The sequence below is a fragment of the Actinoplanes sp. HUAS TT8 genome, from assembly GCF_051380535.1.
Classification (GTDB): Bacteria; Actinomycetota; Actinomycetes; order Mycobacteriales; family Micromonosporaceae; genus Actinoplanes.
On sequence record NZ_CP195646.1, the window covers coordinates 7,053,185 to 7,078,120 of the forward strand.

Consider the following 24,936-nt stretch of genomic DNA (forward strand, 5'->3'; position numbering starts at 1 on the left):
TCCACACACCCCATCACAATCTCTCGCCAAGATCAGCCGAGGCTATCCTTGAACGCGTTCCACGCATCGCGGTTGCGCCATACATACATGGACTGCCCAAGAATTTTCTTTTTGGTGCCCCGCGTGGATGGCCCAACCATAGCCGCACCGACCAATCCGAGAAATGTCTCGCATCCGTCTGGACTGCATGAGTTCCTATTGACGCCGCCGGCGATCGGGTTGAGTCCCTCCATAGCAACACTGTAAGCGCCGTTCTTCTCCGCATGCATGCCAGCGATATTCTCACCGATCATGATATTCGGACGTCCCTGAGCATCCAACTTTACGAGCTTGTTGATGTAGGACAGCTGTTCCCTGGCCAAACCCTTGCCGTTTGAGTTGACTACCGCCACCAGCGACCCGTCCCCCCGTGATGCGACGGTAACCGACGTGGTCTTCCACACCTCTCGCAACTTCCACCACGAGATCTGGCTGTGAATGTCATCGGCGGTTTGCTTTGCCCACTGGGCGAGCTGTTCCGCACTACAGCTGTTGTTGTGAACCAGGACCGGTTCATCACCAGCGAAGACGTAGTACGTATGGATGTCCGCGACGGTGAGGTCGCGCATAACCTTCGCACCGGCGAAGTCGTTGACGTCGGTGACGTACTGGAGCTCGCCGTCGGGACCGACCAGCGTGGATTCACCGGGGACCAGATCCGCGGCATCCACCCAGTTGCCGGTGGTCGCATCCCAGAAGGGATGGTGCGCGGTGGTGTGCAGTACTGCAGATTCGGTGGGGCCGCGAGTACTTCGGCCGCCCTTGCCCTCACTCTGGACTGCCGTCTTCTTGGCCGAGTCAACCGGCTGGTCCGACACCGTGACGTCGGTCAGATCATGGTCGCGGTTGGCGTGGAGCAGCGTGACCTGTCGCGGGCTGACCTCCTCAGTGACTGGATCTTTAGTCAAAACCGTGTCGCCGACGGTGATCTCGGAGATCGGCCGAGCCGTGCCGTCCGCCATCACCACTCGGGTAGACGGCTCGAAGCTGTGCTGTGGCGGGCAGGTTTCGGGCGCGTCCTCGCGTTTGCCGTCTTCCTTACGCTCCGGCTCGTTGTCCCTGTTGCGATCCTGCTTCTGCCGGTCCTGAGTGCGGTCGCGTTCCTTCTTCGGTTTGGCGTCAGACGGCTTGTTGGACTTCTTCGGGTCGTGCTTCGGCTTGGGCGGCGTGGCCGGCTTGGAGGGCTTGGGCTTGGGCTGGGGCTTCGGCTTCGGCTTGGGCTTCTTCTTGGTCGGGGGCTTGGGCTTCTTCTTGGGGACCTTCGGCTTCTTCGGGATCTTCTTGGTGACGTCGTTGAGGACCTTGCGGGCCGCGTTCATCAGGTCCTGGGCGCGGCGCATCATGGTGCGGGCGCCTTCGACGATGCGTTTCCACATCTTGAAGCCGGACATCGCCCGGTCGATGGTGCGCCAGATGGTTTTGGCGACCTTGGCGACCTTGAGTGGGCCCATGAAGTTGGTGGCCAGGTCGAAGCAGTCCCAGGCGCTGCCGCCGATGCAGCCGACGACCGCGTTGTAGCCGATCAGATCGAGCAGCATGCCGATGCCGACCTGGAGCAGGATGTCGAGCAGCGGGGTGTTGCTTTCGCGTTCGGCTCGCTGGTAGTCGGCTTCCTGCTGGGCGATCTGGGTGCCGGCCGCCTTCATGTCGCGGTCGCGCTGGGCCATCGCGTCGTTGTACTGGGCGAGTTCGGCCTGGTACTGCTTCATCGCGCAGGCGTAGTCGTATTCGCCGCACTTGCCGTCGACGCCGTTGCCGGTGGTGTCGGTGTTGGTGAGCGGGTTGCCTTCGGCGTAGGCGAAGCGGTTGGCCGCGCCCGAGGTCGGGTTCGGCGAGTTGCTGGCGGTGTCGCGGGTGTCGAACGTGCCGGTTTCCGGGTCGTACCAGCGGGCCATCATGTTGACCTTGCCGGTGCCCTGGTCGGTCCACTCGGACTGGTAGCCGAGTTTGCCGAGCATGCCGCCGCTGGCCAGGACCTTGCCCCACGGGTCGTAGCTGACCGAGCCGGGGAGGGTGGTGCCGGTGGCGGTGAACTCGCCGACGACGTCGGTGTGCAGGTCGGTCCAGGCGTAGCGGCCGGTGGCACCGGACTTGACGCCGGCGAGGCCGTCACCGGGGTCCCGGATGTAGGCCGTGGTGCCGTCGGCCGCGACCGTGTTGGACAGCCCGGTGTAGGTCAGGTTCGGCTGGACGACGCGCCCGAGTCCGTCGTACGCATAATTGCTTGTGCCTTGGGAAATGACCTGGTTGAAGGCATCGGTGACCGTGTTGGTGGCCACGCCGCCCTTGGTGGTGGAGCGCAGGGTGCCGCGGGCGGTGTACTGGTAGGCGGTGCCGTCGGAGTCGGAGACCAGCTGGTTGCGCTGGTCGTAGACGAACGTCTTGCTGCCGGCCTGGAGCCGGTTGCCGGACTTGTCGTAGGCGTAGACGACCGGGTTGGTCCCGTTGTCCCACTGCGTGAGCCGGTTGGCCTGGTCGTAGCTGTAGGTGTTGGTCGACGCGCCGTTGAAGCCGGTCGTCGTCTTCTTGGTCAGGTTGTCGTTGAGGTCGAACCCGTAGGCGATCTTCGCGACGGTGGCGCCGGCCGACGTCTTGAGTTCGTCCGATGTGAGCTGGTGCAGATCGTTGTAGCCGAACGTCCGGGTGTTGCCGCCGCCGTAGGTGATCGACTTGACCTGGGACATGTCGTCGTACTGGTACGTCTGGGTCAGCCCGGCGCCGGTGTTGGCCAGTGTCGCCAGGCGTCCGGCCCCGTCGTAGACGTAGGACGTGGTTCCGGCCCCGTCGGTGCGGGTGGTCAGCCGGCCGTCGTCGTCGTACTTGTAGCTGGAGGCCCCGGAGATGCCCGTGATCTCGGTGACCAGTCCCCGGTCGTCGTAGGCGACGGTCGTCGCTCCGGCCGAGCCGGTGAGCGAGGTGACCCGGCCGACCTTGTCGTACTCGAAGACCCGGTCGACGGTGGTGGCCTGCGCCCCGGTGCCGGAGCTGCGGTGCAGGCGGCCCATGTTGTCGTACTCGGAGGTGACGCTGACGCCGCCCGGCGAGTCGACGCGGGTGAGCTGCCCGCCCTCGTTGTAGGTGAGGGTGAACGTCCGGCTCTCGTCCGACGCGGTGGTCGTGGTGGCCGGCTCGACCTGGGTCGCGACCAGGCCCCACGGGTTGTACGTGGTGACGAACAGGTTCTCCCGGCCGTCGGAGTACCGGGTCTGCTGCCCCGCCGCGTCGTACCAGAAGCGGGTCTTGATCTCGTCGCCCGAGCTGATCGGCTCGTGCTGTGTGGTCATGCGCCCGAGGACGTCGTACTCGAAGGTCTTGGTGATGGTCTTGGCGTCGGTCGACGAGATCACGTTGCCGAGCAGGTCGTAGCCCTGCTTGACCTGACGCAGCTGGACGTCGGCGGCCGAGTACTCGGCGCTCGCGGTGGTCCGTCCGGCCAGGTCGTAGGTGGCGGTCGTGTACGTCTTGTCCGGCGCGATCACCCGGACCGGCCGGCCGAGACCGTCGTACCGGGTCTCGGTGATCTTGCCGGCGCCGTCGGTCGAGAACGTCTGCTCACCGGCGCTGTTGTAGGTGAAGGCGGCGGTGACGTTGCCCGGCGACTTGACGCCGGTCGGCCACGGGCCGTTCCCGTACGTGTAGTTCGTGGTGAGAGGCGTCGCGCTCTGCCGCACCTCCTCGGTGGAGGTGACGGTCCGGTCCAGGTAGTCGTAGGTGGCGCTGCCCCGTCCCCCGGCCGGGTCCTCGTGCGAGAGCAGGTTGCCCTCGGTGTCGTACTCGTACTTGCTGAAGTTGCCGTCCGGCGCGGTGACCTTGGTGGTCCGGCCGAGCTGGTCGTACTCGTAGCGGGTGGCCCGCAGGAACGGGTCGAAGCTGGCGACCGGCTGACCGACCGCGTTGTACTCGGTCTTGGTGACCGGCGTGATCGGCGTCGTCGAGCCCTTCGGGGTGTAGGCGGGCAGCGCGGTCTCGATCAGCCGGCCGACACCGTCGTACTTCGCCGTGGTGATGCCGCCGTTGGCGTCCTCTTCCTCGGTGGGCTCGCCGAACGTGTTGTAACCGACCTTGGTCACGGACCGCATCATCGTCAGTACGCCGTCTTTGTTGGTCGACTCCGCCGGCGCCGCGACGGTGACCACGGCCCGGCCGGCCGAGTCGTTCTCGATGTCGGTCCGGGTCCCGGCCGCGTCGAACATCGCGGTGGCCGAACCGTCGACGTCCAGGTCCGCGCTGGTCCGGACGACGCGAGCGTCCGCGCTGGGCGCGGTCCCGGCCAGAAGCTGGCCGATCTCGGAATCGGACAAGGCTTTCTGGTACGTCTGCAGGTCGTCGATCAGGCCGGAGAAGTACCCGCTGTCGGCGTTCTGCGCGCCGACCAGCAGCCCGGTCGCCCGGTTGTTGAAGTCGGCCGTGACGCTGGCCAGTTGCCGGCCGCCCACGTACAGCTTGGCGGTCGACGTGGTCGGGTCGACGGTGACGGCCAGGTGGGTCCAGGTACCGGCGACCGCCTTCTCCGACGCGGTGGCGCTCACCCAGCCGGTCGTGCCGTCGGGCTTACGGACGGCCAGGTTGATCTGCCAGGACTCGGTGTCCTTGTCGTACAGGAGCTTGAGAGCGGAGCCGCCGCTGTCCCCGGGCAGCGACACGACGAACCGGTCGTCGGAGGCGTCGTTCACCTTGGCCCAGGTGCTGATCGTGTACGGACGCAGCGTGTCGACCGGCGCCCGGCCGCTGATGCCGGCCTGGGTCGCGGTGAACGAGGCCGCGCCGTTGCGTTCGGTGGACCAGGCCACGTTGCCGGTGACCGCACCGGCGTTGTTGCCGGCCGTGTCGGCGGTGAGAGCACCGGACGACTGGTTCATCGGCCAGCGCAGGGTCGGGGTGAGACCGGTGGACAGATAGGTGGTCTGCTGCTGGGCCCGGCCGAGTCGGTCGTACGCCGTCTCCGACGAGCTCAGCACCGTGTCACCCTGCTTCAGGGTGGTGCTGACCACCTCGTCTTCAAGCGAGTAGCCGTAGACCGTGCTGCGGTTCAGACCGGCCGGGTCCAGCGTCGTGGTGTGGTTGCGGCCGGCGTTGTCGTACTTGCGCTCGGTGACGGTCAGCCCGTTGTTGGTGGTCTGCTTGCTGAGGTTGCCGGTGGCGTCGTACTCGTTGCGTTCCTCGACGTACGACTGGCCGGTCGTCGGGTCACGCTGGGTGACGGTGACCAGCAGGTTGTTGTCGGTGTAGGCGTAGTCGGTGACGAAGCCCTTGGCGTCGACCTCGGAGGCCAGCCGGCCCGCCGGGTCGTAGGTCAGTTTCCGCACCGAGAGATCGGAGACGTTCCCCTTGGCGTCCTTGTAGGCCTTGACCACGGTCTCCAGCTCGTTGCCGACCGCGTCGTACTTGGTCACGACCTCGCTCAGGTCGGCGTGGATCTGCGACGTGACCCGGCCGAAGGCGTCGTAGCCGAGCTTGAGTTTGTTGCCCAGCTCATCGGTCTCGCTGACCTTGCGGCCGTACGTGTCGTAGCCGTAGGCCACCGTGCGCGACGCGTCCCCGCCGGTCGCGTCCGACACCGTCTCGGCCGCGAGCAGACCGTCCACCGTGTAGCTCAGGGTGGTGACCGGCGTGTGAAGTGCGCTGGAAACCCGGTTCAGGACGGGCGGGTCGGTCCGGGTGATCACCCGGTCCGAGCGGTCGTGGGTGAAGGTCGTGACGTCGGTCGTGGTCGCGCCGACCTGCAGTTCCTTGACCGTGCGGCCGATCCCGTCGTACTCGTAGCGGGTGACCATGCCGGCCGGGTCGGTGACCTCGGCGATGTCACCCGACGCGGAGTACAGGATGGTCTGCACGCCGCCGCCCGGCTTGACGATCCGCCACGGCAGGCCGGCCGGAACGGTCGCGCCGTTGTAGCCACCGGCGGTCGAGCCGTCGGTGTAGGAGATCGCCGTCTTGCGGCCCAGCGGGTCGACCATTCCGGTGCGGTTGCCGGTCGCCGTGTCGTACGTATAGGTCGTCAGATATGTGTTGTCGGTCGCCGACGCGGAACCGGTGCCGCGCTGGGTGAGCACCCGGTCGTTCATCACGCTGAACGCGGGGTTCTCCGTGGTGGCGTCCGGATAGTAGGTGTTGTAGCTGGTCGAGCAGCGGTTCGCGGAACGGTCCTGGCAGGTGGTGACCGAGACGACGTTGCCGCGGACGTCGTACTCGTTGACGGTCATGTTCCCGTTCGGGTCGGTGACCGTGCGCAGGTAACCCTTGCCGGAGTAGCCGTAGCGGGTCTCCTTGCCGAGCGCGTCGACGTCGGCGACCTTGCGGCCGAACATGATGTCGTTCACGACGGTGGTCTTCGAGTTGTCCGGACCGCCGAGCGTGTAGTTGATCTGCCCGGTCGCCTGCGCCTTGGCCGCGTCACGGGCCTTGAACTGGTTCCCGACCTGGGCTTCCTCCAGCTCGGAGCGGTAGAACGCGACCTCGGCGACCGCGCCGTTGTAGTAACGCCGGCCGGTGGTGGTGTCGCCGTAGACGGGCCACGCGGCACTGTTGTACCCGGCACCGACGTAGTAGTCCGGCTGGGTGGCCGGCGCGGTGAACGCGGTCCCGCCGGCCCACTGGATCTTCTGCCCGTCCAGGTACAACGTCTGGGTGGTGTTGTTGACGGTCAGCGCGACGTGGTGCCACTTGCCGTCGATCACCGTGCTCCGGCCACCCAGGCCGAACCACCAGTCCTGGTCCTGGGGCACGCTCGGGATGTCGGTGACACAGGACGAGATCACCAGGTTGACGCCGTCGAGCGGGGTCCCCGGCTTGTAGAAGGGCCGGGTCAGGCACATGCCCGAGTTCGGGTTCCGGAAGCCGCCGGAGCTCTTCATCGCCTTGAACGGCTGCCAGATCTGTCCCACACCACCGGTGCACGTGCTCATCTGGACCTCGGTGCCGTCGACCTTCGCGGCGCCCGCGACCTCGAGACATTTACCGAGCGCCCGGACGGTGCCGTTCGCCTCCAGCGACCAGGTCTGCGATGCCGTGCCGTTGCACGTGTAGATCTGGACCGGGGTGCCGTTGGCCGTGCCGCCGTTCTCCACGTCCAGGCACTTGCCGGGCTCGCCGGCGTTGATCGGCCCGGTCGGTGAGCTCGACGGCGCCACCGCCCGGACCCCGCCGTTGCCGTCGATCCAGATGGTGGGCATGGTGACCCGCCCCGAGCCCGCGACCGATTCGCCGAGCAGCGGGCCGGCCGTGTTCTCGGTCCGGAACCACATCGACACCGAGGTCGCGGTGGCCTGGCCGGTCCCGGCGACCGGGAGGACACCGGCCGGCAGGTCCACGTAGGAGGTCTGGAGCTCGTCGAACGACGCCGACGAGTCGGCCGTGCTGAACGGACCGGTCCCCGGGTTGGAGGTGACGCCGGAATAGGTTGCCGTGTCCCCGTTGACCTGGTTCACCGCGTCGATGGCACCGGTCTCGGCCATCCGCCAGTAGTTCGTCGGCGCACCACCGAGGACCGCGCTCTCGTGCACCTTCGAGGTGCCGGTGACGGTCGGGGTCGCCGGCGTCCACACCGACCCGTTGCCGTCGGTCAGCTTGCTGACCCGGCCGGTGACACCGTCGTAGACCACCGTCGAGGCGGCCTGGCCGGACTGCCGGTTGACCTGGGTCAGCGGCTTGACCGCCCCCTTGGCCCCGCGCAGATCGGCGACCACCTGCTTGTCGACCTCGGTGTCGTAGTACGCCACCTCGGCGATCGAACCCTTGAAGAAGTCCGCGGTGCCGGCGTTGCTCTTGCCGTTGTCATGCGACTGGTTCGGCCAGCCACCACCGAGAAAACCCGTTCCGATGTACGAGATCGCGGCGCTCATGTCCTGCACGACCACGCCGGTCTCGGTGACCGGGACGGTGTCGTCGTCGAGGTAGAGCTCCTGCTTGTTGCCGGCGGCGCTGAGCACGACGTGGTGCCACTTGCCGTCGGCCACCGCGACCTTCGACTTGAGGGCGGTGTGGGTACGGGCCACGAACGACTGGTCCGGCTTGCGCGTCTTGCCGCACGTCCAGGTCAGCAGCTGCGCGTCGGTCACGTTCCCGGCGCCCTGCGAGTCGAGGCAGAAGCCACCCGCATCACCGACGATCTGTCCGTCGGGCCGCACGTCCCAGATCTGGCTCGCGGCACCGTTGCAGCTGAAGGTGACGATGCTCTTGCCGATCTCCAGGCCGCTGCCGATCGCGTCGACGCACTTGACCGCGCCGCCGGTGGTGACCTGCAGCTGACGGCCGGCGGTCCAGGTGAAGTTCTGGTTCGCGGTGCCGGCGCAGTCGTCGAGCACGATCCCGGCGTTGTTCGCCGAGTTGTTGTCCTTGACGCTGAGGCACTGCCCGTTGCCGTACGCGGTGAGGCTGCCCAGCGAGGCGCCCACCTTCGGGGCCTTCGGGAAGCTGCCCATCAGGTAACCGTCGGAGCCCAGGTAGAGCGTCGGGTTGAAGGCGCCCTTGGTGGTGGACGTGTTGGACGCGGCCGCGTCCCACGACTGTCCGTAGAGCACGCTGTCCCCGCCACCGGCGGGCGCGTTGAACCACAGGCTGACCGCCTGGTTGGACGTGTCCCCGTCCAGGTCGGCCGGGACCTTGACCAGCGAGGACGTGCCGTTGAAGCCGGCCGCCGTCGCCGTGGAACCGCTCAGCGGGCCGGTCTGTCCCAGCGTCACGCCGCTGTACGTGCCGTTGTCGACACCGGCGTTCTCCAGGACCGAGCTGGCCGCGGTCGTGCCGCTGCCCTCGGTCAGCCGCCAGTACGAGTACGGCCGGGAGTTGCCGACCGCGGACGGGAAGCGCGACCCCGTCCCGTACTGGTAGGTGTGGCAGTTGTTGTAGTCCGACGGCGCGCAGACCTTGGTCAGGTTGTTGCCGGCGTACTCGTACTTCCAGGTGTTGGCGGTGTTCCAGTCACCACCGGCCACCGGGTCGGTGTAGACGTCGGTCACCCGCGGCGGGGAGGCGGTGTTCCAGGTGAAGCCGAGCGACCGGCCCGACGCCGAGGTGATCTTCGTCAGCCGGCCGCCGCTGTAGAAGAATTTCTCCGTACGTCCGGCCGCGTCCTTGATCGCCGACAGCGCGTACCGTCCGGCCGCCAGCACCTCGGTGAACTCGTAGGTGGTGCCGTCCTTCTCGGTCAGCCGGTATCCGGCGTTCGCGCCGAGGCTGACGAAGTTGGCGTTCGGCCCGGCGGGCGAGGTGAAGGTGCCGTCGTTGTTGCGTCCGAACGCCAGGTCACGCCCGTTCGGGTAGGTCACGACGACGCTGTTGAGAACCGTGGAACCGCTCGGCGCGGTCACGTTCCGGTCGACCGCCTTGGCGTCCAGAACACTGGACCAGCCGGCACCGAAGGCCTGGTCGATCCGCGGGTCGATGCTGTTGTAGGAGCGGACGATCTCCAGGGGCGGCCCGACCGTGTTGATCATCGCGTCGCGGGAGGCCGTGGTGAAGTTGCCGACCACCGGGTCGTAACCCTTGTCCGGGTTCTGCGCCAGACCGGAGGTGACCGCCGGCTGCGGCACCTGCGTGTTGAGCAGATGCTGGGTCGCGTACTTGGCGTTGTCCAGCAGACCGTCGTAGACGACGGCCTTCCAGTAGTAGGTCTCGCCCCACTTCAGGACACCGGCCGGCACCGTCCAGCGCTTCGTGGCGATCTTCCCCGAGGCGGCGATCTGGGTCTTGGCGTCCTTGCCGTAGACGAAGAACTGGTACTTCAGCGAGTACGGCCAGCTGTCGGAGTCGTGCGCCTCGGCCAGCAGCTCCGGGGTCAGCGTCGCGGCCGACGCACCGTAGGCCGGGTACTGCTGGTCGACCTGCGGAATCTCGTTGTCGTCGTAGGTGATCTCGAGGTACGGGTCCTTGCCGAAGTCGGTGTCGCGCGAGGTGAACCGCTTGAACGCGGTCGAGTCGGTCTCCGACGCGGTCAGGGCGAGACCGTAGTTCGGCGCCGCGCCGATCGTCCACAGGTTGATGGCCTGCGGGTCGAGCGACACCGTCCGCCAGGCGCCCTTGGATCGGTCCGCACCCGTGTTGGTGCAGGCCGGGGAGTTGTTGGTGATCTCCAGGGTCCCGATCGCGGACGAGTAGGCCGGCGTCGCGCTCAGGTTGCCGTTGCCGATCGCGGCCTGGCTCCAGTTCTCCAGGATCCGCCGGACGTAGACCGGCTTGAAGTTCGTGCAGTCGTACGACCAGGTGTGGTACAGGAAGAGCTTCGCGCCCTTGACCTGGGTACCCTTGAAGTCCTTGTCGAAATCGGACAGAGCCATGAACGACCGCGAGACGGTGTCACCGCCGTCCCAGGTGCCGACCGGCAGGTTGTTGTCGTACGCGTGATTGTTGGTGCCGGTGTTGGTGTCGACATACGTGTCGCCCGTGTCGTACGTCTCGTACACCGTCGGGTCGATGCGCACCGGGTACTGCCGAGCGGGGTCGTTGAGCCACGTCGCGTCGGCGATCACTTTCAGGGCTTGCTTGCCGTCGACCGTCGTCAGTTCGTACCGGACGGCGGCGGACTGGGCGGGGGCGCCGGACTTCGGGTCTACCTTCGAGTCCTCCATGTACCCGGGTGGTCCCCGCAGCGCGACCTGGCCCTTGGCGTCGACCAGGATGAGCGAGCCGTCGTCCTGCGGCTTGACGGTCAGACCCTGCAACGTCAGCGGGAAGACCCACTCGTTGCCGGCCGCCGGCGACTTGAGGACGATCGTCTCCTTCAGGCCGCCGCCGATCGTGCGCAGCTCCAGGTCGGTCTCCGGCAGAATTCCCGGGTACGTGGCGGTGGATCCGCTCACGACCGCGGGCACGTCGGCCGCGCCGGCCAGGTCGTAGGCGAACTTGGCGCCGGAGGCGGTGGTGACCGACGCCAGCGCATCGCCCGGGGCCGCCGAGGGCGCCGCGGCCGAGGCCGAGGGGGCGGGCGACGGCGACGCGGCCGGTGCCGCCGCCGTGACATCGCCGGTGCCGGTGGCGCCCAGGGTCACGTCGACCGAGTTGGCGGTCATCGCCAGGCGCTTGCCGCGCCGGGTCAGCGTCGTGTCGATCGGCTGGTAGGAGCCGTCCGCCGCCCGGTAGTTGACCTTCGTGTCGTGGACCTGCCGGGTGATCGACCCGTCGGCGTTCTCGAACTCGTCGACCTTGGCGGTCGACTTCTTCGGCAGCCGCTTGCTGGTCTTCGCGTCGAAGCTGTTGGGGCCGCCCTTCTTCGGCGCGGTCCAGCGCTTCTTCGCCTCGGGGTCGGGCAGGTCGGCGTCGACCGCGCCGAGGCCTTTGCCCGGCTTCGAGCCGGAACCACCGTCGGCGTGGGTCTTCCCCGCCGAGACGTAGTGGTCGACCTGGCCGGCACCGTGGCCCGGGTCCTGACGCGGCACGCCGGCCACGGCGGCCAGTACGGGCGCCTGGCGCAGCCACGACAGCAGCCCGGCCAGCGGGAAACTCCCGCCTTCCGGCACCGCACCGGCCGGCAGTCCCATGGCCAGCATCACCGCGACCGCGGTGACGACAGCGATCCGCCGTCTCATCCGAGCCCCCGCTCTCATGATCTGTTCACAACGCGGGCACAGCATGAGCGACGCAGATCGACGCAGACAAGATCTTGATTTCTCGGGCCTGATGGTTTTGACTGCGCCGATGTTCACGGGGGTTCGTCCACGCACGACGCGGCGATTCGCCGCACTGATCGCCGGCGGCGTTCTCGCCGCTCTCGCCGCAGGCATCGTCACCTGGGTCCTCTGGCCGGAACCGGAGCCCCGCCAGCGGGAATACACCGACGCGACCGCCTGTCTGCTCACCGACGAGCAGGGCATCACCGGTCCACAGGCGAGCCCGGTCTGGTCGGTGATGAGCGAGACCTCGGCGGCCACCCTGGTCCGGGTGCAGTACCTCTCGGTGATCGGCCCGCAGGACGCCGGGAACGCCGGAACCTACCTGGCCTCACTGGCCGCCGGTCGCTGCTCGATCGTCGTCGCGGTCGGGGACGCGCAGGTGGCCGCGGTTGCGCCGACCGCCAAAACGTTTCCCGCGGTCAGCTTCGTGTCGGTCGGCGGGGGCACGGCGGGCGACAACGTGACGGTCGTCCCGGACAGCTCGGCCGACACCCTGCGTGACGAGATCAAGCGGTTGGTCGAGTCGCTGGCCCCACGCGACTGACTCCACACCGAAATGTGGCGCCCCCGGTCCGGGGACGCCACATTTCTCTCTGCTTCATCAGAGGTTCAGCATGATCCCGTTGGTGAGCGAGCTGGTGTTCTGGACACCGTCGATCTTGATCGGGCTGCCGGAGAGAAGCTTCACATAGACGCGCATGATGAAGTACTGACCGCAGTTCGGGTCGACATCGACGGTCGTGTTCATGAACGCGGTGAAGTGGTGGGCGTCGTCGCGCACGTTGTTGGTGACCGTCGTGGCCGGCGGGGTGTAACAGGCGTGCGAGTTGTCCGTGCCCAGCTGGATCACGTCCAGGCGGAACTGCACCGCGGAATAGCTGTTCGCAGTACGTGCCAGGCGGTCCGACTCGGGCACGCCGTCGCATGAGGCGGTGGACTTGTAGCAGGTGGTGACCAGCACGTTGGCGTAAGCCTGCACCTTCGTGACGCCCGGCCCGTAGGCCCACTTCTTGACGGTCGAGCCGTCGTTGTAGAACACGAACACGTCGGACTTGCCGCCGGTGCCGAGGAAGGTGCACTGCGAGCCGGCCTGGGAGTTGCCCTGGCTCGCGCACGGCAGGCTCTCCCACGCGCCCGCGCCGACCTGGTTGTCGCTACTGGTCTGCAGGTACGTCTTGCCGCCGGTCACGACGCCGAGGTGGTAGCCGGTGATGCTGCTGCTCGCCGTGAGCCCGTTCAGGCTGCAGATGAACCGGCCGGTGTACGGCGCGGTGAACAGCTTGTCGACCAGCAGGGGCAGGTGGCCGGTTTCCGCGTACGACGCGTCGGAGCCCTCGTGGTTGCGCGACGAGACCGCCCGGTTGCCGATCTCGTCGGTCAGGTCGGTGCTCGGGGTGCACCAGATGGCGGCGTTGAACGCCACCACACCCGTCGTGGAGCTGACCGTCTCCAGGCGTCCACGCAGGTGCCGGTGCTCACCGGCGACGAGGTCCAGCGCGACGGTGATCACGTTCGTGTAGGTGGCGGACGCGCCCGCCGCGGGCGGGTAGATGTTGAGGCTCGCGGTCCGCGACACCTGGTCAACCGTGCCCTTGTCGGCCATGGCCGGGGCCGGCAGCAGTACGGCCACCAGCCCCAACAGGGCCGCGATCACGGTATTCCGACGTAGATTGCGCACGTTCTCGATCCCCGATTCGTCGATGTCGGTCACTTGATCGGGGACCGTACGCCAATCGGGCAACCGACGATCATCGGGGTCGCGAACGCGCCGCGTCGGGACGGTCAACCGACGGCGGCCTCCACCACGAAGACCGATCCGCCGCCCGCGCGGGGCTCGTAGTGCACGTCCCCGGCGTTGGCCCGGGCCAGACTGCGCACGATGTAGAGCCCCAGCCCGGTCCCCCGGACCGTCCCGGCGGTGTCGTCGGCCCGGGACAGCCGGTCGAACAGGCGGGGCCGGAACTCCTCGGGCACGCCCGGACCGGCGTCCTCGATCCGCAGCCGCACCCGATCCCCGGTCACGTCGACGCGCAGCGCGCTCGCGCCCCCGGCGTACTTGGTCGCGTTCGACAACAGGTTCACCACCACCTGTTGCAGGTGGGACGGGTGGAAGAGGACCTCGGCGTCCGGCCCGAGGACCGGCAGGTGGCGGTTGTCGGTCGCTTCCAGGGCGCGTTCCACCTCCGTACGCAAAGAAAGCTTTTCCCGTACGGCATTGATGTTGCCCGCATCCACGGTGACCATCGCCAGGACCTCACGGACGATCTCGTCCAGCCGTTCCGCCTGGCGGTTGATGACCTGGATCTGCCGGGCGTAGGGGTCGGCCGGGTCCATGGTGCCGACGAGCATGTCGCTGTAGCCCAGGATCGACGAGAGCGGATTGCTGATCTCGTGCCCGAGCATCCCGATCATGTCGAGTTTGAGCCGGTCGGCGGCCTCCAGTTCGAGGTTGCGCTCGGAGAGGTCGGCGGCCGCCTGGTCGCGGGCGCGTTCGGCGGCGCGGCGGGCCGAGATGTCGGTGGCGACCACGATCAGGTGTTTGGGGCGGCCGTCGGAGCCGCGGACGACCGAGATGGTGGCCTCGGCGTCGAGCCAGTGCCCGCCGGCGTGCCGCAGGCGCACCTCGTGGGCGTACGAGTCGGCCTCCCCGGTGAACAGCCGCGCGACGTTGCGGTGGGCCGCGGCGGCGTCGTCGGCATGCATCAGCTCCTCGATCGTGCGCCCGGCCAGGTCCTCCACCCGGCGCCCGAGCATCCCGGCGAACGCCTGGTTGACCGCGATCAGCGTGCCGTCGAGCCCGCGCACCACCTGGCCCACCGCCGACTGGGTGAACTGGGCGCGGAACCGCTGCTCGTTGAGGGCGACCGCCTGCTGGGCGGCCCGGGCCGCGCTGACATCGGTGTTGATCTCCAGAACCTGCACGTCGCCGCCGTCGGTGGGGCGGTGCACGACCTGGCGGCTGAGCACGGTGACGGTGCGGCCGGCGGCGGTGAGGTGTTGCATCTCGCCGTCCCAGTGCCCGTCGCGTTCGATCGCCGCCATCTGTGAGTCGAGCGTGGTGTCGCCGATGAACGTGGTGTTGAACAGGCGGTGGGTGATCCGGCCCAGGGCGGCGTCGGCCGACCAGCCGTAGAGGCGCTGCGCCCCGGTGTTCCACCAGAGGATCTCGCCGGCCAGGTCGCGCGCGATGACCGCGGCCGGGATCAGTTCGAGCAGCCGCGCCTGGCGCTGCATGGCGGCGTCGGCGGCGCGGCTCGCGGTCACATCCTCGACCTGGACCACGACGTACGGCTGTTCGGCACCGGCCGCGTCCCGCACCCGCGCGATCCGGACCACCACAGCGGCGACCTGGCCGTCCTTGCGCAGGCACCGTCGGTCGACCTTCATCGTCTCCAGGTCACCGGCCACCATCTTGCGCAGCGCGGACTCGGCCACCGACGCGTCGTCCGGGTGCTGCAGGTCCTGGAACGCCATCGTGACCAGTTCCTCGCCGGAGTACCCGGTGATCTCGGTCATCGCCGGGTTGGCCTCGAGGAACATTCCGAACGTACGGTCGCCGATGCTGCACAGGGCCAGTCCGAGCGGCGAGCTCTCGAAGGTGTGCCGGAAGCGGGTCTGCACGGCCTCCAGCGCGGCCAGGTTCGCGGTCCGCTCGGCCAGCAGCGCGACGTTGGCCTCGTAGTCCTCGGCGTGCCGCAGTGCCGCGCCGACCGTGCCGGCGACCAGTTCCAGGTGGTGGGCGTCGTCGGCGTCGAACGCGTTGGGCCGGCTGCTGGCGATCTTCAGTACGCCGATCGGCCGGTCGCCGTGGAAGAGCGGGGTGACGCACATCGAGCGGACGCCGGTGGCGCGGCAGATCCCGACGCTGGCCCGCTCGTCGGTCTCCACGTCGGTGCAGTGCGTGGGCCGCCGATCGGCCAGCGCGGATCCGCTGACCGAGGCGGCGATGGTCTGGTACTTGCCGACGTGCTCGGCCAGGGTGCCGGCGCCGGCCACGTACCGCAGCAGCTCGTCCTCGATCAGCTCGACCATCGCGCCGCAGGACGCCGGGAACGCGGCGACCGCCTGCTCGGCGGCGACCTTGAGCACGCGCTCGCGGTCCTGCGCGACGGCGGTGACCGCCCGCTGGGCCTCCACGGCGGCCAACAACGCCCGGGTACGCCGGTCGGCGCGCTCGGCCTCGCGCCGCCGCTCCAGCTCCGTGTGCTCCGGAGCGTCGATCTCGGAAACCCGCACCCGTCCCCCACCCTGTCGTTCCCGTCCGAGAGGAGGTATCGGCGGTCCGGCGAGGGACTTGAGCGCGCGGGCGTCAGTCGGCCGCGGTCAGGCAGATCCCGTCCAGCATCAGATCCACCGAGCGGTCGGCGGCGGCCCGCGCGCCGGCCGCGTCGCCGGTGGCCTCGGCGACCCCCTGGACCATGGTGAACAGCAGCGCCAGATCCTCCGGGACCAGGTCGGGACGGACGTGGCCGTGCTCGCGGGCGCGGCGCAACGGTCCGCCGAGCGCGGCCAGGGCGCGCTGCCGGAAACGGTTCTGGGTGGGCTCGTCGAGCCGGCGGATCAGCACGACCAGGCCACGCATGGCGATCTGGGTGTGCAGCACCGAGCGCAGCAACTGGCGGAAGAGCTCCGGGTGCGCGGCCAGCCCGGCGGCGGCCTCCTCCAGGCGTTCCAGCTGGTGCTCGATGACCGCGGCGGTGAGCGCGGGCCGGTCCGGGAAGTGGCGGTAGAGCGTGGCCTGGCCGACGCCGGCCCGGCGGGCGATCTCCGGCATCAGGGCGACCGGGTCGCCCTCGCTCAGCACCTCACTGGCGGCCAGGACGATGGCCGCACGGTTGCGCTGTGCGTCCCGGCGCCGCGTAGTCGGGGTTCCGTAGAGCAAGGTCACACCCCCTTACCGACCAGTCACGTTACCGGTCGGTAACGAGAATGTCATCACCTTCACTTTCTCGGTACGGGTTCCTACGCTGCCGCCACGACGCCCCCATCCCCAGGAGCCCGCCGTGATCTCACGCCGTTTCATATCTGTTTTGAGTGGATTGTTCCTGATCCTCGCGGTGCTCACCGGCACCACCTCGCCCGCCTCGGCCGCGACCACCACGAGCTTCCAGGCCGTGGACATCGCCGGATCGGACGGTGTCACCCTCAAGGCCAACTGGATCGCCCCCACCAGCAGCGGGAAACATCCGGCGATCGTGTTCCCGTCCAGTTGGGGACTCAACGACGCGGAGTACCTGGCCCAGGCCAAGATCCTGGCCGGCAAGGGCTACGTCGTCGTCTCCTACACCCCGCGCGGCTGGTGGTTCTCCGGCGGCACCATCGACACGGCCGGCCCGCTGGACATGGCCGACCTGTCGAAGGTCCTGGACTGGGCGATCGCCAACACCGGGACCGACCCGGCCCGGATCGGAGCGGCCGGCATCTCCTACGGGGCCGGAATCAGCCTGCTCGGAGCGGCCGCCGACAAACGGATCCGCGCGGTCGCCTCGCTCAGCGGATGGTCGGACCTGGTCTACTCGCTCTACTCCGGCAACACCCGGCATCTGCAGTCGTCCGGCCTGCTGTCCCTGGCCGCGCAACTGGTCGGCAAACCCAGCACCGAACTCACCCGGGTGCTCAGCGACTTCAACGCCAACAAGAACGTCGACCTGATCAAGGCGTGGGGCAAGGTCCGCTCGGCCGACACGTACCTGGACGCGATCAACGCCAACCAGCCGGCTGTACTGCTGGCCAACGGCTGGGGCGACTCGTTCTTCCCGGCGAACCAGCTCACCGACTTCTACGGCAAGCTCACCACCCCCAAGCGCCTGGAACTGCGACCCGGTGACCACGCCATCGCCGAACTCACCGGCGTGCTCGGGCTGCCCAACGACGCCTGGCAGAGCCTCTACGACTGGTTCGACCACTACCTGGCCGGCGCCGACAACGGCGTCGAGGCCGAGCCCGGCGTCCAGGTCGAACCGCTGAACGCCGACTACGAGTCGTACGCCTCCTGGTCGGCCCTGACCGGCCCGAACCGCCGCTACGGTCTCGGCCGGATCCGCCTGCTCGACGGCACCGGACTGCTCGGCGGCGCGACCACCACCGGCTGGACCAAAAAACTCCCCGCCGACAAGGACACCATCGCCGACGGCGGCGTCGTGCTGCTGACCAACGGCGCGTCGGCCATCACCGGGATCCAGCCGACCATCTGGCTCCCGTTCGTCGACCGCACCCGCGCCGGCGTCTGGGCGGCCGAACGCCCGTCCACCGTGCAGCACATCCGCGGAATCCCCAAGGTCCACCTGGAACTCACCGGCGCGGCCACCACCGGGACCGTGGTCTCCTACCTCTACGACCTGGACGCGCTCGGCAACGCCAAACTGATCACGCACGCCCCGGCGACCTGGACGGCGGCGACCGGCAGCGTGGACGTGGACCTGTTCGCGACCGCCTACGACCTGCCCGCCGGGCACTCGCTGACCCTGGTCGTGGACACCGTCGACCCGCTCTACTACGACGAGAACCCGTCCGGCGCCTCAATCACGATCGCCGGCGGCTCCTACGTGGACGTCCCGATCCGCTGACCCCGGCCAGGGCCGCACCCCTGACCAGACGTTGAGCGCCGGCCGTCGGCAAGCGTCCGGCGCTCACGGGTGCCTCGCGGGCCCCGAAACAGCACCCAGCGCCAGCTCGGCGAAACAAGCTGGCGCTCAGGGCTGCTCCGACCGCCCGAACACAGCCGCCAGCACCAGCTGAAACCCGGCGGCCGACGGTCGGGGCTGGGGTGGCTGAGGCCGGGGTTAGTCGGGGTGGGGGCGGTTGTTCTGGGGTGGGACCGGGGACTGGCCTCGGGGGTGGGGGCGCATCCGGACGGGTTGGGGAGAACCGGGAGGCGGGGTAGTCGGGGACAAGGGCTGCGGCAGCGGTGGGGCGCCGAGCAGCACCGCATAGGGGGAGGTAGGGGCGGCCGGAGCTGGTCGGGGGCGGCGACGGGAACGCAGGGTGAGCAGGAGGAATGTCAGCAGGATGGCGGCGGTGGAGGCGGCCAGGAGCCAGTACTGCTGGGTCCGGGGGCTCGGGGCCGGGGGCGGCTCGCCCAGGGTTGTCGAGGTGGAGAGGATCACGTCGCCGGTCCGGACGGATACCGAGACGTGGGCCGGGAGCCGGGCCGGGGACGGGAAGCGAACCAGGTAGCGGGCGCTGAGCGTGGTCTCGACCTGGTCCAGCGCGGACACCACGACCGGGGAGCCGGCCGGGGCGAAGAAACCGCCCGTTTCCGCGGTCGCGGATGACCAGTATCGGTCGGGGTCGGAGGCGCCGACCACGACCAGCAGGATTCCCGCGGATCGGAAACGGGCGGCCAGCTGCGCGGCGGTCAGGCCGGGTACGCCCTCGGCGGTGGTGTAGAGCAGCGTTACCCGGCGGCCCACGTCCGTACCGGAAAATTGTTCTGTGGCAAGCGTGAGGGCCGCCTCGGTGTCGCGGTCGCCGGTGGAGTGGATCGTGTCCAGGGCGCGCACCACGCCGGTGGGGCCTCGCAGCGGGCCGGTGACAAGTGTTGCCGGCCGGCGGTCGGCGATCACCACGGTGCGGGCCCGGGGCGGGGCGGCCAGGCTGAAGCGGGCGGCGGCGCTGAGCCAGCTCGGCCGGGAGCCGGCGCCCGCGGTCGAGGCGTCGACCACTATGGACGTCGCGAGGTCGGCGGAGACGACCGGGACGAGTTCGGCCTTCTGCGGGGTGCCGTCGATGTTCACGGCAATCGTCGGTTTTGTTCCGGCCGGGGCGGCGCTCAGGTCGACCACCAGAGTCGTCGAGCCGCCGCCGGAAAGTTCCGCGTTGATGGGCAGCGGCGCTGCCGCATTCCCGGAAAAGGGCGCAAAAGCCCCCACGGGTTCACCCGCATCAGCCGTCGGCAGCACCGTGTTCGGACGCACACCCGCCGCCGGGGACGAGGACGCGGGGGACGACGCGAGCGCGGCCGGGGGGAACAAGGCCGCGGAGGGCGCGATTGCGGTGGCGGCGGTGGCGATGGTCAAGGGCGGGAGGAGAACGGCGGCGAGGAGGGCCGCCGCGCGGTCAGGCCAGGTCGGCGAAGGCGATGACATTGTCCCGGTAGCTCCCTCGGGATCGGTCGAAGCTGCCTCCGCACGTGACCAGCCGCAGCGTCGGATCGAGCGTCGGGGCATAGACCAGATCGGTCGGGAAGCGCACCTTCGCCACCTGTGACACCCCGGTGATCCGGAATGTCGCGGTGGTCCCGTCGGAGCGGTCGACCCGGACCTCCGTCCCCACCGTCACCCCGCTGAGCCGCGCGAAGATGCCCGGCTCGGTCTTCGAGTCGACGTGGCCGAGGATCACCGCCGGGCCGGGCTGGCCGGGGCGCGCGCCGAGGCGGTACCAACCGGCGACGCCGACCGTCGCGGGCACCTCGACCTCGCCGTCTTCGCGCAGGCCCAGGCCTTGGATCGGGCTGTCGACGCCCAGTGCCGGTATCCGCAGCCGCACCGGTTCGGCGACCTCGGGGAACGTCTGCTCGGACCGGAACCCGGCGGCGACGAGCGGCACCGGCGGCGAACCGATCGGGGTCATGACCGGCCTCGGCACGGGCTCGGCCGCGAGGACCCAAAGAACAAGAACAACAAAGAGCCCTTTCCCGTACGGAACGAGCGCCCGCCACATCTCAACGCCCCGCCCCACCCGGACCGTAGGTGGAGTCCGCGGCGCCACCGAAGAGGCCGGCGCGCAAGGGAACGCTCGGGCCCACCCCCGATGTCGCGAGCCCCCCGAATCCGGTCTGCGGGCCGCCGACCGGAAGGCGCCCGGCAACCGTCGCCCCGAACGCGTCGGCCAGGTCCCGCGCCATGTCGAACCCGTGCCGATACGTCTCCCGCGCGACCTCGTGCGCCGTCCCGTAGTCCCGGGCCGCGTAGGCGTCGGCGTGCCGCAGCAGCATGTCGTCGTGGGCCCGGAACGCCGCGGTCAGCCCGGTCGCGTCCATCCGTTTGCCGGTCACCTCGCTGAGCAGCGCGCCCATCCTGTCCTCGTACCCGCGAAGGTTGGTTCGGGCCCGCTCGCGCCCGGCGCTGTCGGATCCGGCCAGCGCCGCCGAGTAGGCGACGAGTTGTTCGACGTGGTAGCCCCAGATCTGCTGGAACCGGCGGGCCGTGGCCGCGCCGAACAGGGTGTCCATGGCGGCGACGAGGTCGCGGGTGTTGGCGTTGATCCCGGCGGCCGCGGCGGTGAAGTCGGGGGTGTTGGTGACGGCGGCCCGGGTCACGTCCTCGACCAGGACGACGTGTTCGGCCAGCAGTTCGCCGAGTCGGGACCGCAGGCGCCAGACCGGTTCGCGCAGGGCGGCCCGGTCGCGGGGCGGGAGCAGCGCGTCGGCCAGGACGCCGCCCAGTTCATACATGTGCTGGTAGCCCTCGCGGTAGTCGCGGTCGGCGGTGACGTAGTCGCCGGTCGCGTACGCGTCGACCTGTTCGGTCAGGTGCCGCACGTGCATGTCGAGGGCGTGGTGGGCGGCGGCCGTGGTGAGTCGTCCGTGGGAGGCGCCGGCGAAGAAGCGGCTGAGTTCTTCCTCGTACTCGGTCAGTTCGGCCCGGGCGTGGTGGCGGGCGTCGTCGTCCTGGGCGGCGACGGCGCTGGCGTAGGCGACCAGTTCGACGACGTGCTCCGACCACAGGGGACCGAACCGGCCGACCATGGCCGGGCCGAAGAGCTGCCGCATCAGGGTGGTCATGGCGTCGGTGTTCTGGCCGAGCGCGGCGTTCGCGGCCTGGACGAAGTCGGCGTCGCCCCGGATGCGGCTGCGCATGAGGTCGGCCGCGAGGGCGGCGTGTTCGGCGAGGAGCGCCTGGAGACGTACAGCCGAATCCGGCGCAGCCGGCGCCGCAGCCGTGACCGGCGCCGCAACCGCAAGCACCGCCGAGCCGGGCCTCGGGGCCGAAGCGGCGAGCACCGCCGAGCCGGGCCCCGCGGCCGAGGCCGCGCGCACGGCGAAACCGGACCCGGAGACGGGCAGGCCGAGAAGGACGATCCAGGTCAGAACACGCCGCATCCGCCTCACCGCCCGGGAACGTCCACGAAGGAGGCCGCACCCGACACTACGCCGCGCGGCGTTCCCCGGACCGCCCGATATCCGACACGCCAACGACGGCTACGCAAGGTAGCGTCCTGATTACTGTTTGCCGATATCGGGGGGTGCGGCATTGGTCACGGTGCAAACGGTCATCGCCGGGCGCTACCGGATCATCCGGCCCCTCGGCTCGGGTGGCATGAGCCACGTCTGGCTGGCCCACGACGCCGTCCGGCACGTCGACGTCGCGATCAAACAGTGCACGGTCCCGGGTGGACTGCACCCGGACCAGCAGCACGTGGTGCGCACCTGGGCACTGAGCGAGGCGCAGGCCGTCGCCCGGGTCCGGCACCCGCACGTGATCCGCACCCTGGACGTGCTGCCCGACCCCGAGGGCCCCTGGCTGATCATGGAACACGTGGCCGGCCGCTCGTTGCAGCAGGTCATCCAGGAGCAGGGCCCGCTGCCACCGGCTCGGGTGGCCCGGATCGGCCTGGCCGTGCTGGACGGGCTGACCGCGGCGCTGCGGGCCGGGCTGCTGCACCTGGACGTCAAGCCGGGCAACGTGCTGATCGGCCCGGACGGCCGGGTCGTGCTGATCGATTTCGGACCGGCGGTGACCGCGGCCGGCGTCGCCGCGCTGACCGGGGCGCGGGTGGTGCTCGGCTCGCCCAAGTACATCGCGCCGGAACGCCTCTTCGACCGGGTCTCCAGCGCCGACTCGGACATGTGGTCGCTCGGCGCGACGCTGTATCACGCGGTGGAGGGGCGGCCGCCGTACGCCCGCGGCAGCACCGCGGCCACGTTGCGCGCCCTGGCCGAAGGCCCGCCGGACGCCCCGCGCCGGGCCGGCCCGCTCACCCCGGTGCTGGCCGGGCTGTTGCGGCACCACCCGGCGGCCCGGATCAGCCCGGCCGAGACCGCCGAGCTGCTGCAGCGTGTGATCACCCCGCCCCGGTCGCGGATCCGGCGCCGGGTGCCGGCCCTGGCCGCCGCGGTCACCCTGGTCGGTGCGCTGGCCGTCGGCGGCAGCGCGCAGGGCGGGGAGCAGCCGGTCGCCGTCACCGCACCGGCCGGGTTCACCCGGTGGTCGGACCCGACCGGTTTCCAGGTCGACGTCCCGGCCGGTTGGACGCCGAGCCGGGCGGCCGGCGCGGTCAGCTTCAGCGATCCGGGCGAGCGGTCCACGCTGCGGATCAATAGGTGGACGCACCCGCCGGACGACGTCGTCGCCGCGTTCGTCGCCGAGGAACGCGCCGTCCACCTGCCCGGCTATCGGCGGGTCCGGATCGAGGCGCTGCTGGAGCCGCCGGACGCGGTGTGGGAGTACACGTACACCGACCCGGGCACCGGCCCGATGCGCGCGGCCCGCCGGGTGCTCACCGACGGTGACGACACGTACGTCGTGGAGTGGCGCACGCCACGTACCGAATGGGCAGCTGACCTGCCCAAACTGTCGACCGTCCTGGAGTCGTTCGGCTAGGGCACAATGCACGCCATGTATGTCGGGATCACCGGGGTGGGCGCGTACCTTCCGGAACGCGAGATCACCACGGGCGAGTTGCAGGACGGCGTGGCCGCGGCCGGCGGGGTGCGCCTGCCCCGCGGGCTGTTCGCCCGGCTCACCGGCATCGAGCGGCGCCGCGTCGCCGGCCCCGGGGAGTACGCGTCGACCCTCGCCCTGCACGCCGCCCAGGCCGCCCTGGCCCGCGCCGAGCTCGACCCGCTCGACATCGACCTGCTGCTGTTCGCCTCGGCGTCCCGGGACATGGTCGAGCCGGCCACTGCGCACATCGTGCAGACCGCGCTGGGCTCCCGCGCGCACGCGCTCGACGTCACCAACGCCTGCAACAGCTTCGTCAACGGCATCGACCTGGCCCGTTCGATGATCCTGGCCGGCCGGGCCCGCCGTGCCCTGGTCGTCACCGGCGAGACCCCGACCCGGGTGATGCGCAGCCGGGTCGACAGCCTGGAACAGGCCCGGCGCGCGTTCGCCGGGTTCACCTTCGGCGACGCCGGTGCGGCCGTGGTGGTCGAGCCGGTGGAGCGCGGCGGCATCCTGGACATCGACACCGAGACGCATTCGCAGCACTGGACGGTCGGCGGCATCCCGGGCGGCGGTTCGCGGCATCCGCGCGGGGACGAGCACACGTATTTCGCCGGCGACGGGCACCGGCTGCGCGGCGTCTTCGAGAAGGTCGGCGCCAGCATCCTGGACCGGGTCCGGGCGCGTACCGGGTTCGAGCACACCGACTACGCCAAGATCCTGGTGCACCAGGTGACGCTGCCCTACCTGGACCGGTTCGTCGAGGTCACCGGCGTGCCGCGGGACCGGCTCGAAGTGACCGTGACGGGGCTGGGCAACGTGGCCAGCGCGACCCTCGGCGTACAGCTGGCGCGGGTCTTCCCTGATCTTCAGCCCGGTGACAAGGTGCTGTTCATGGGGCTGGGCGGCGGTGTCAGCATCATGACCATGGTGTGGGAGTGCTCGTGACGCTCTGGGTGATCGTCCCGGCGTTCAACGAGGCGGCCCGGATCAGCGCCACCCTGTACGCCCTGGCCGCGCAGACCGACCACGACTTCACCCTGCTCGTGGTCGACAACGGGTCGACCGACACCACCGCCGAGGCGGTCCGGGCGTTCGCCGGGTGCGCGCCGTTCCCGGTCCACGTCCTGGCCGAGCCGGAGAAGGGGGTGGGCTGCGCGGTCGACACCGGTTTCCGGCACGCCATCGCGGCCGGCGCCGATCTGCTGGCCCGCACCGACGCCGACTGCCTGCCCCGCCCGGGCTGGGTCGCCGCGGCCCGCGCCGCCCTGACCGGGGGCGCCGGCATGGCCTGCGGCAAGATCACCGCGCGGTCCGACGAGCACGGGCCGATCGGGCGCGCGATCTTCGCCACCCTGGTCGGGCTGGCCGCCGCGTTCGGCCGGATCCGCCCGGCCCACCGCGGCGACGGCTACCTCGCGCCGTACCGGATGCACGCCGGCAACAACATGGCGATCACCGCCGAGCTGTACCTGGCCTGCGGCGGCATGCCCCGCCGCCCGTCGCCGACCGACCGCACGTTCCTCAACCGGGTCCGCGCGACGACCGCCGCGATCGCCTACCGCTCCGACATGATCGTGGAGAACTCGACACGGCGCCTGCGCGCCTACGGGATCGTCGGCACCGCCAAGTGGTACCTCGACCAGGGCAGCGGCCCGCGCACCCCCGACCCCCGGTGACCGAGC

At 69.8% G+C, this 24,936-nt stretch carries 12 protein-coding genes; 5 read left to right on the forward strand and 7 right to left on the reverse strand.

Annotation, left to right across the window (positions count from 1 at the left end):
* Nucleotides 1-32 precede the first annotated feature (32 nt).
* The gene (locus ACSHV8_RS31200; RefSeq protein WP_436521516.1) at nt 33-11,561 is read right to left on the reverse strand and encodes a ricin-type beta-trefoil lectin domain protein; all 11,529 of its coding nucleotides are present in this window, start codon (nt 11,559-11,561) and stop codon (nt 33-35) included.
* Nucleotides 11,562-11,670: 109 nt separating this feature from the next.
* Here ACSHV8_RS31200 and ACSHV8_RS31205 point away from each other — a divergent pair, with 109 nt between their 5' ends.
* The gene (locus ACSHV8_RS31205) at nt 11,671-12,189 is read left to right on the forward strand and encodes a hypothetical protein (RefSeq protein WP_436521518.1); all 519 of its coding nucleotides are present in this window, start codon (nt 11,671-11,673) and stop codon (nt 12,187-12,189) included.
* Between the two features lie 57 nt (nt 12,190-12,246).
* Here ACSHV8_RS31205 and ACSHV8_RS31210 read toward each other — a convergent pair whose 3' ends face one another.
* From ACSHV8_RS31210 to ACSHV8_RS31220, 3 genes are all read right to left on the reverse strand, one after another.
* On the reverse strand, nt 12,247-13,356 hold the full coding sequence (locus tag ACSHV8_RS31210; RefSeq protein ID WP_436521520.1) for a hypothetical protein: 1,110 nt from the start codon (nt 13,354-13,356) through the stop codon (nt 12,247-12,249).
* A gap of 71 nt (nt 13,357-13,427) precedes the next feature.
* A complete protein-coding gene (locus ACSHV8_RS31215; protein WP_436521522.1) occupies nt 13,428-15,881 on the reverse strand; it encodes a sensor histidine kinase in 2,454 nt (817 codons plus the stop codon).
* 73 nt (nt 15,882-15,954) lie between these two features.
* Nucleotides 15,955-16,527, reverse strand: coding sequence for a TetR/AcrR family transcriptional regulator (locus ACSHV8_RS31220; protein WP_436521524.1), 573 nt, complete (start codon nt 16,525-16,527; stop codon nt 15,955-15,957).
* A gap of 148 nt (nt 16,528-16,675) precedes the next feature.
* Here ACSHV8_RS31220 and ACSHV8_RS31225 point away from each other — a divergent pair, with 148 nt between their 5' ends.
* Entirely contained in the window at nt 16,676-18,211 is a 1,536-nt protein-coding gene (locus ACSHV8_RS31225; RefSeq protein ID WP_436521526.1) for a CocE/NonD family hydrolase, read from the forward strand.
* Nucleotides 18,212-18,427: 216 nt separating this feature from the next.
* Here the strand turns inward: ACSHV8_RS31225 and ACSHV8_RS31230 are convergent, their stop codons facing one another.
* The 3 genes from ACSHV8_RS31230 to ACSHV8_RS31240 all read right to left on the reverse strand — a co-directional run bounded on the left by ACSHV8_RS31230 (nt 18,428) and on the right by ACSHV8_RS31240 (nt 21,687).
* Nucleotides 18,428-19,516: a hypothetical protein gene (locus ACSHV8_RS31230; protein ID WP_436521530.1), complete on the reverse strand. Its 1,089-nt coding sequence runs from the start codon at nt 19,514-19,516 to the stop codon at nt 18,428-18,430.
* A 187-nt stretch (nt 19,517-19,703) separates the two neighbouring features.
* Entirely contained in the window at nt 19,704-20,216 is a 513-nt protein-coding gene (locus ACSHV8_RS31235) for a class F sortase (RefSeq protein ID WP_436521532.1), read from the reverse strand.
* Between the two features lie 91 nt (nt 20,217-20,307).
* Nucleotides 20,308-21,687 carry a hypothetical protein gene (locus ACSHV8_RS31240; RefSeq protein WP_436521534.1) on the reverse strand — a complete coding sequence of 460 codons (1,380 nt, stop codon included), beginning with the start codon at nt 21,685-21,687 and terminating at the stop codon, nt 20,308-20,310.
* Nucleotides 21,688-21,847: 160 nt separating this feature from the next.
* Between ACSHV8_RS31240 and ACSHV8_RS31245 the strand changes: the two genes are divergently transcribed.
* From ACSHV8_RS31245 to ACSHV8_RS31255, 3 genes are read left to right on the forward strand one after another with little or no spacing between them, the layout of a single operon-like run.
* On the forward strand, nt 21,848-23,188 hold the full coding sequence (locus tag ACSHV8_RS31245) for a serine/threonine-protein kinase (RefSeq protein WP_436536962.1): 1,341 nt from the start codon (nt 21,848-21,850) through the stop codon (nt 23,186-23,188).
* Nucleotides 23,189-23,203: 15 nt separating this feature from the next.
* Nucleotides 23,204-24,199, forward strand: coding sequence for a 3-oxoacyl-ACP synthase III family protein (locus ACSHV8_RS31250; RefSeq protein WP_436521536.1), 996 nt, complete (start codon nt 23,204-23,206; stop codon nt 24,197-24,199).
* Nucleotides 24,196-24,930, forward strand: coding sequence for a glycosyltransferase family 2 protein (locus ACSHV8_RS31255; RefSeq protein ID WP_436521538.1), 735 nt, complete (start codon nt 24,196-24,198; stop codon nt 24,928-24,930). The genes ACSHV8_RS31250 and ACSHV8_RS31255 overlap by 4 nt, the downstream gene beginning before the upstream one ends.
* Nucleotides 24,931-24,936 lie beyond the last annotated feature (6 nt).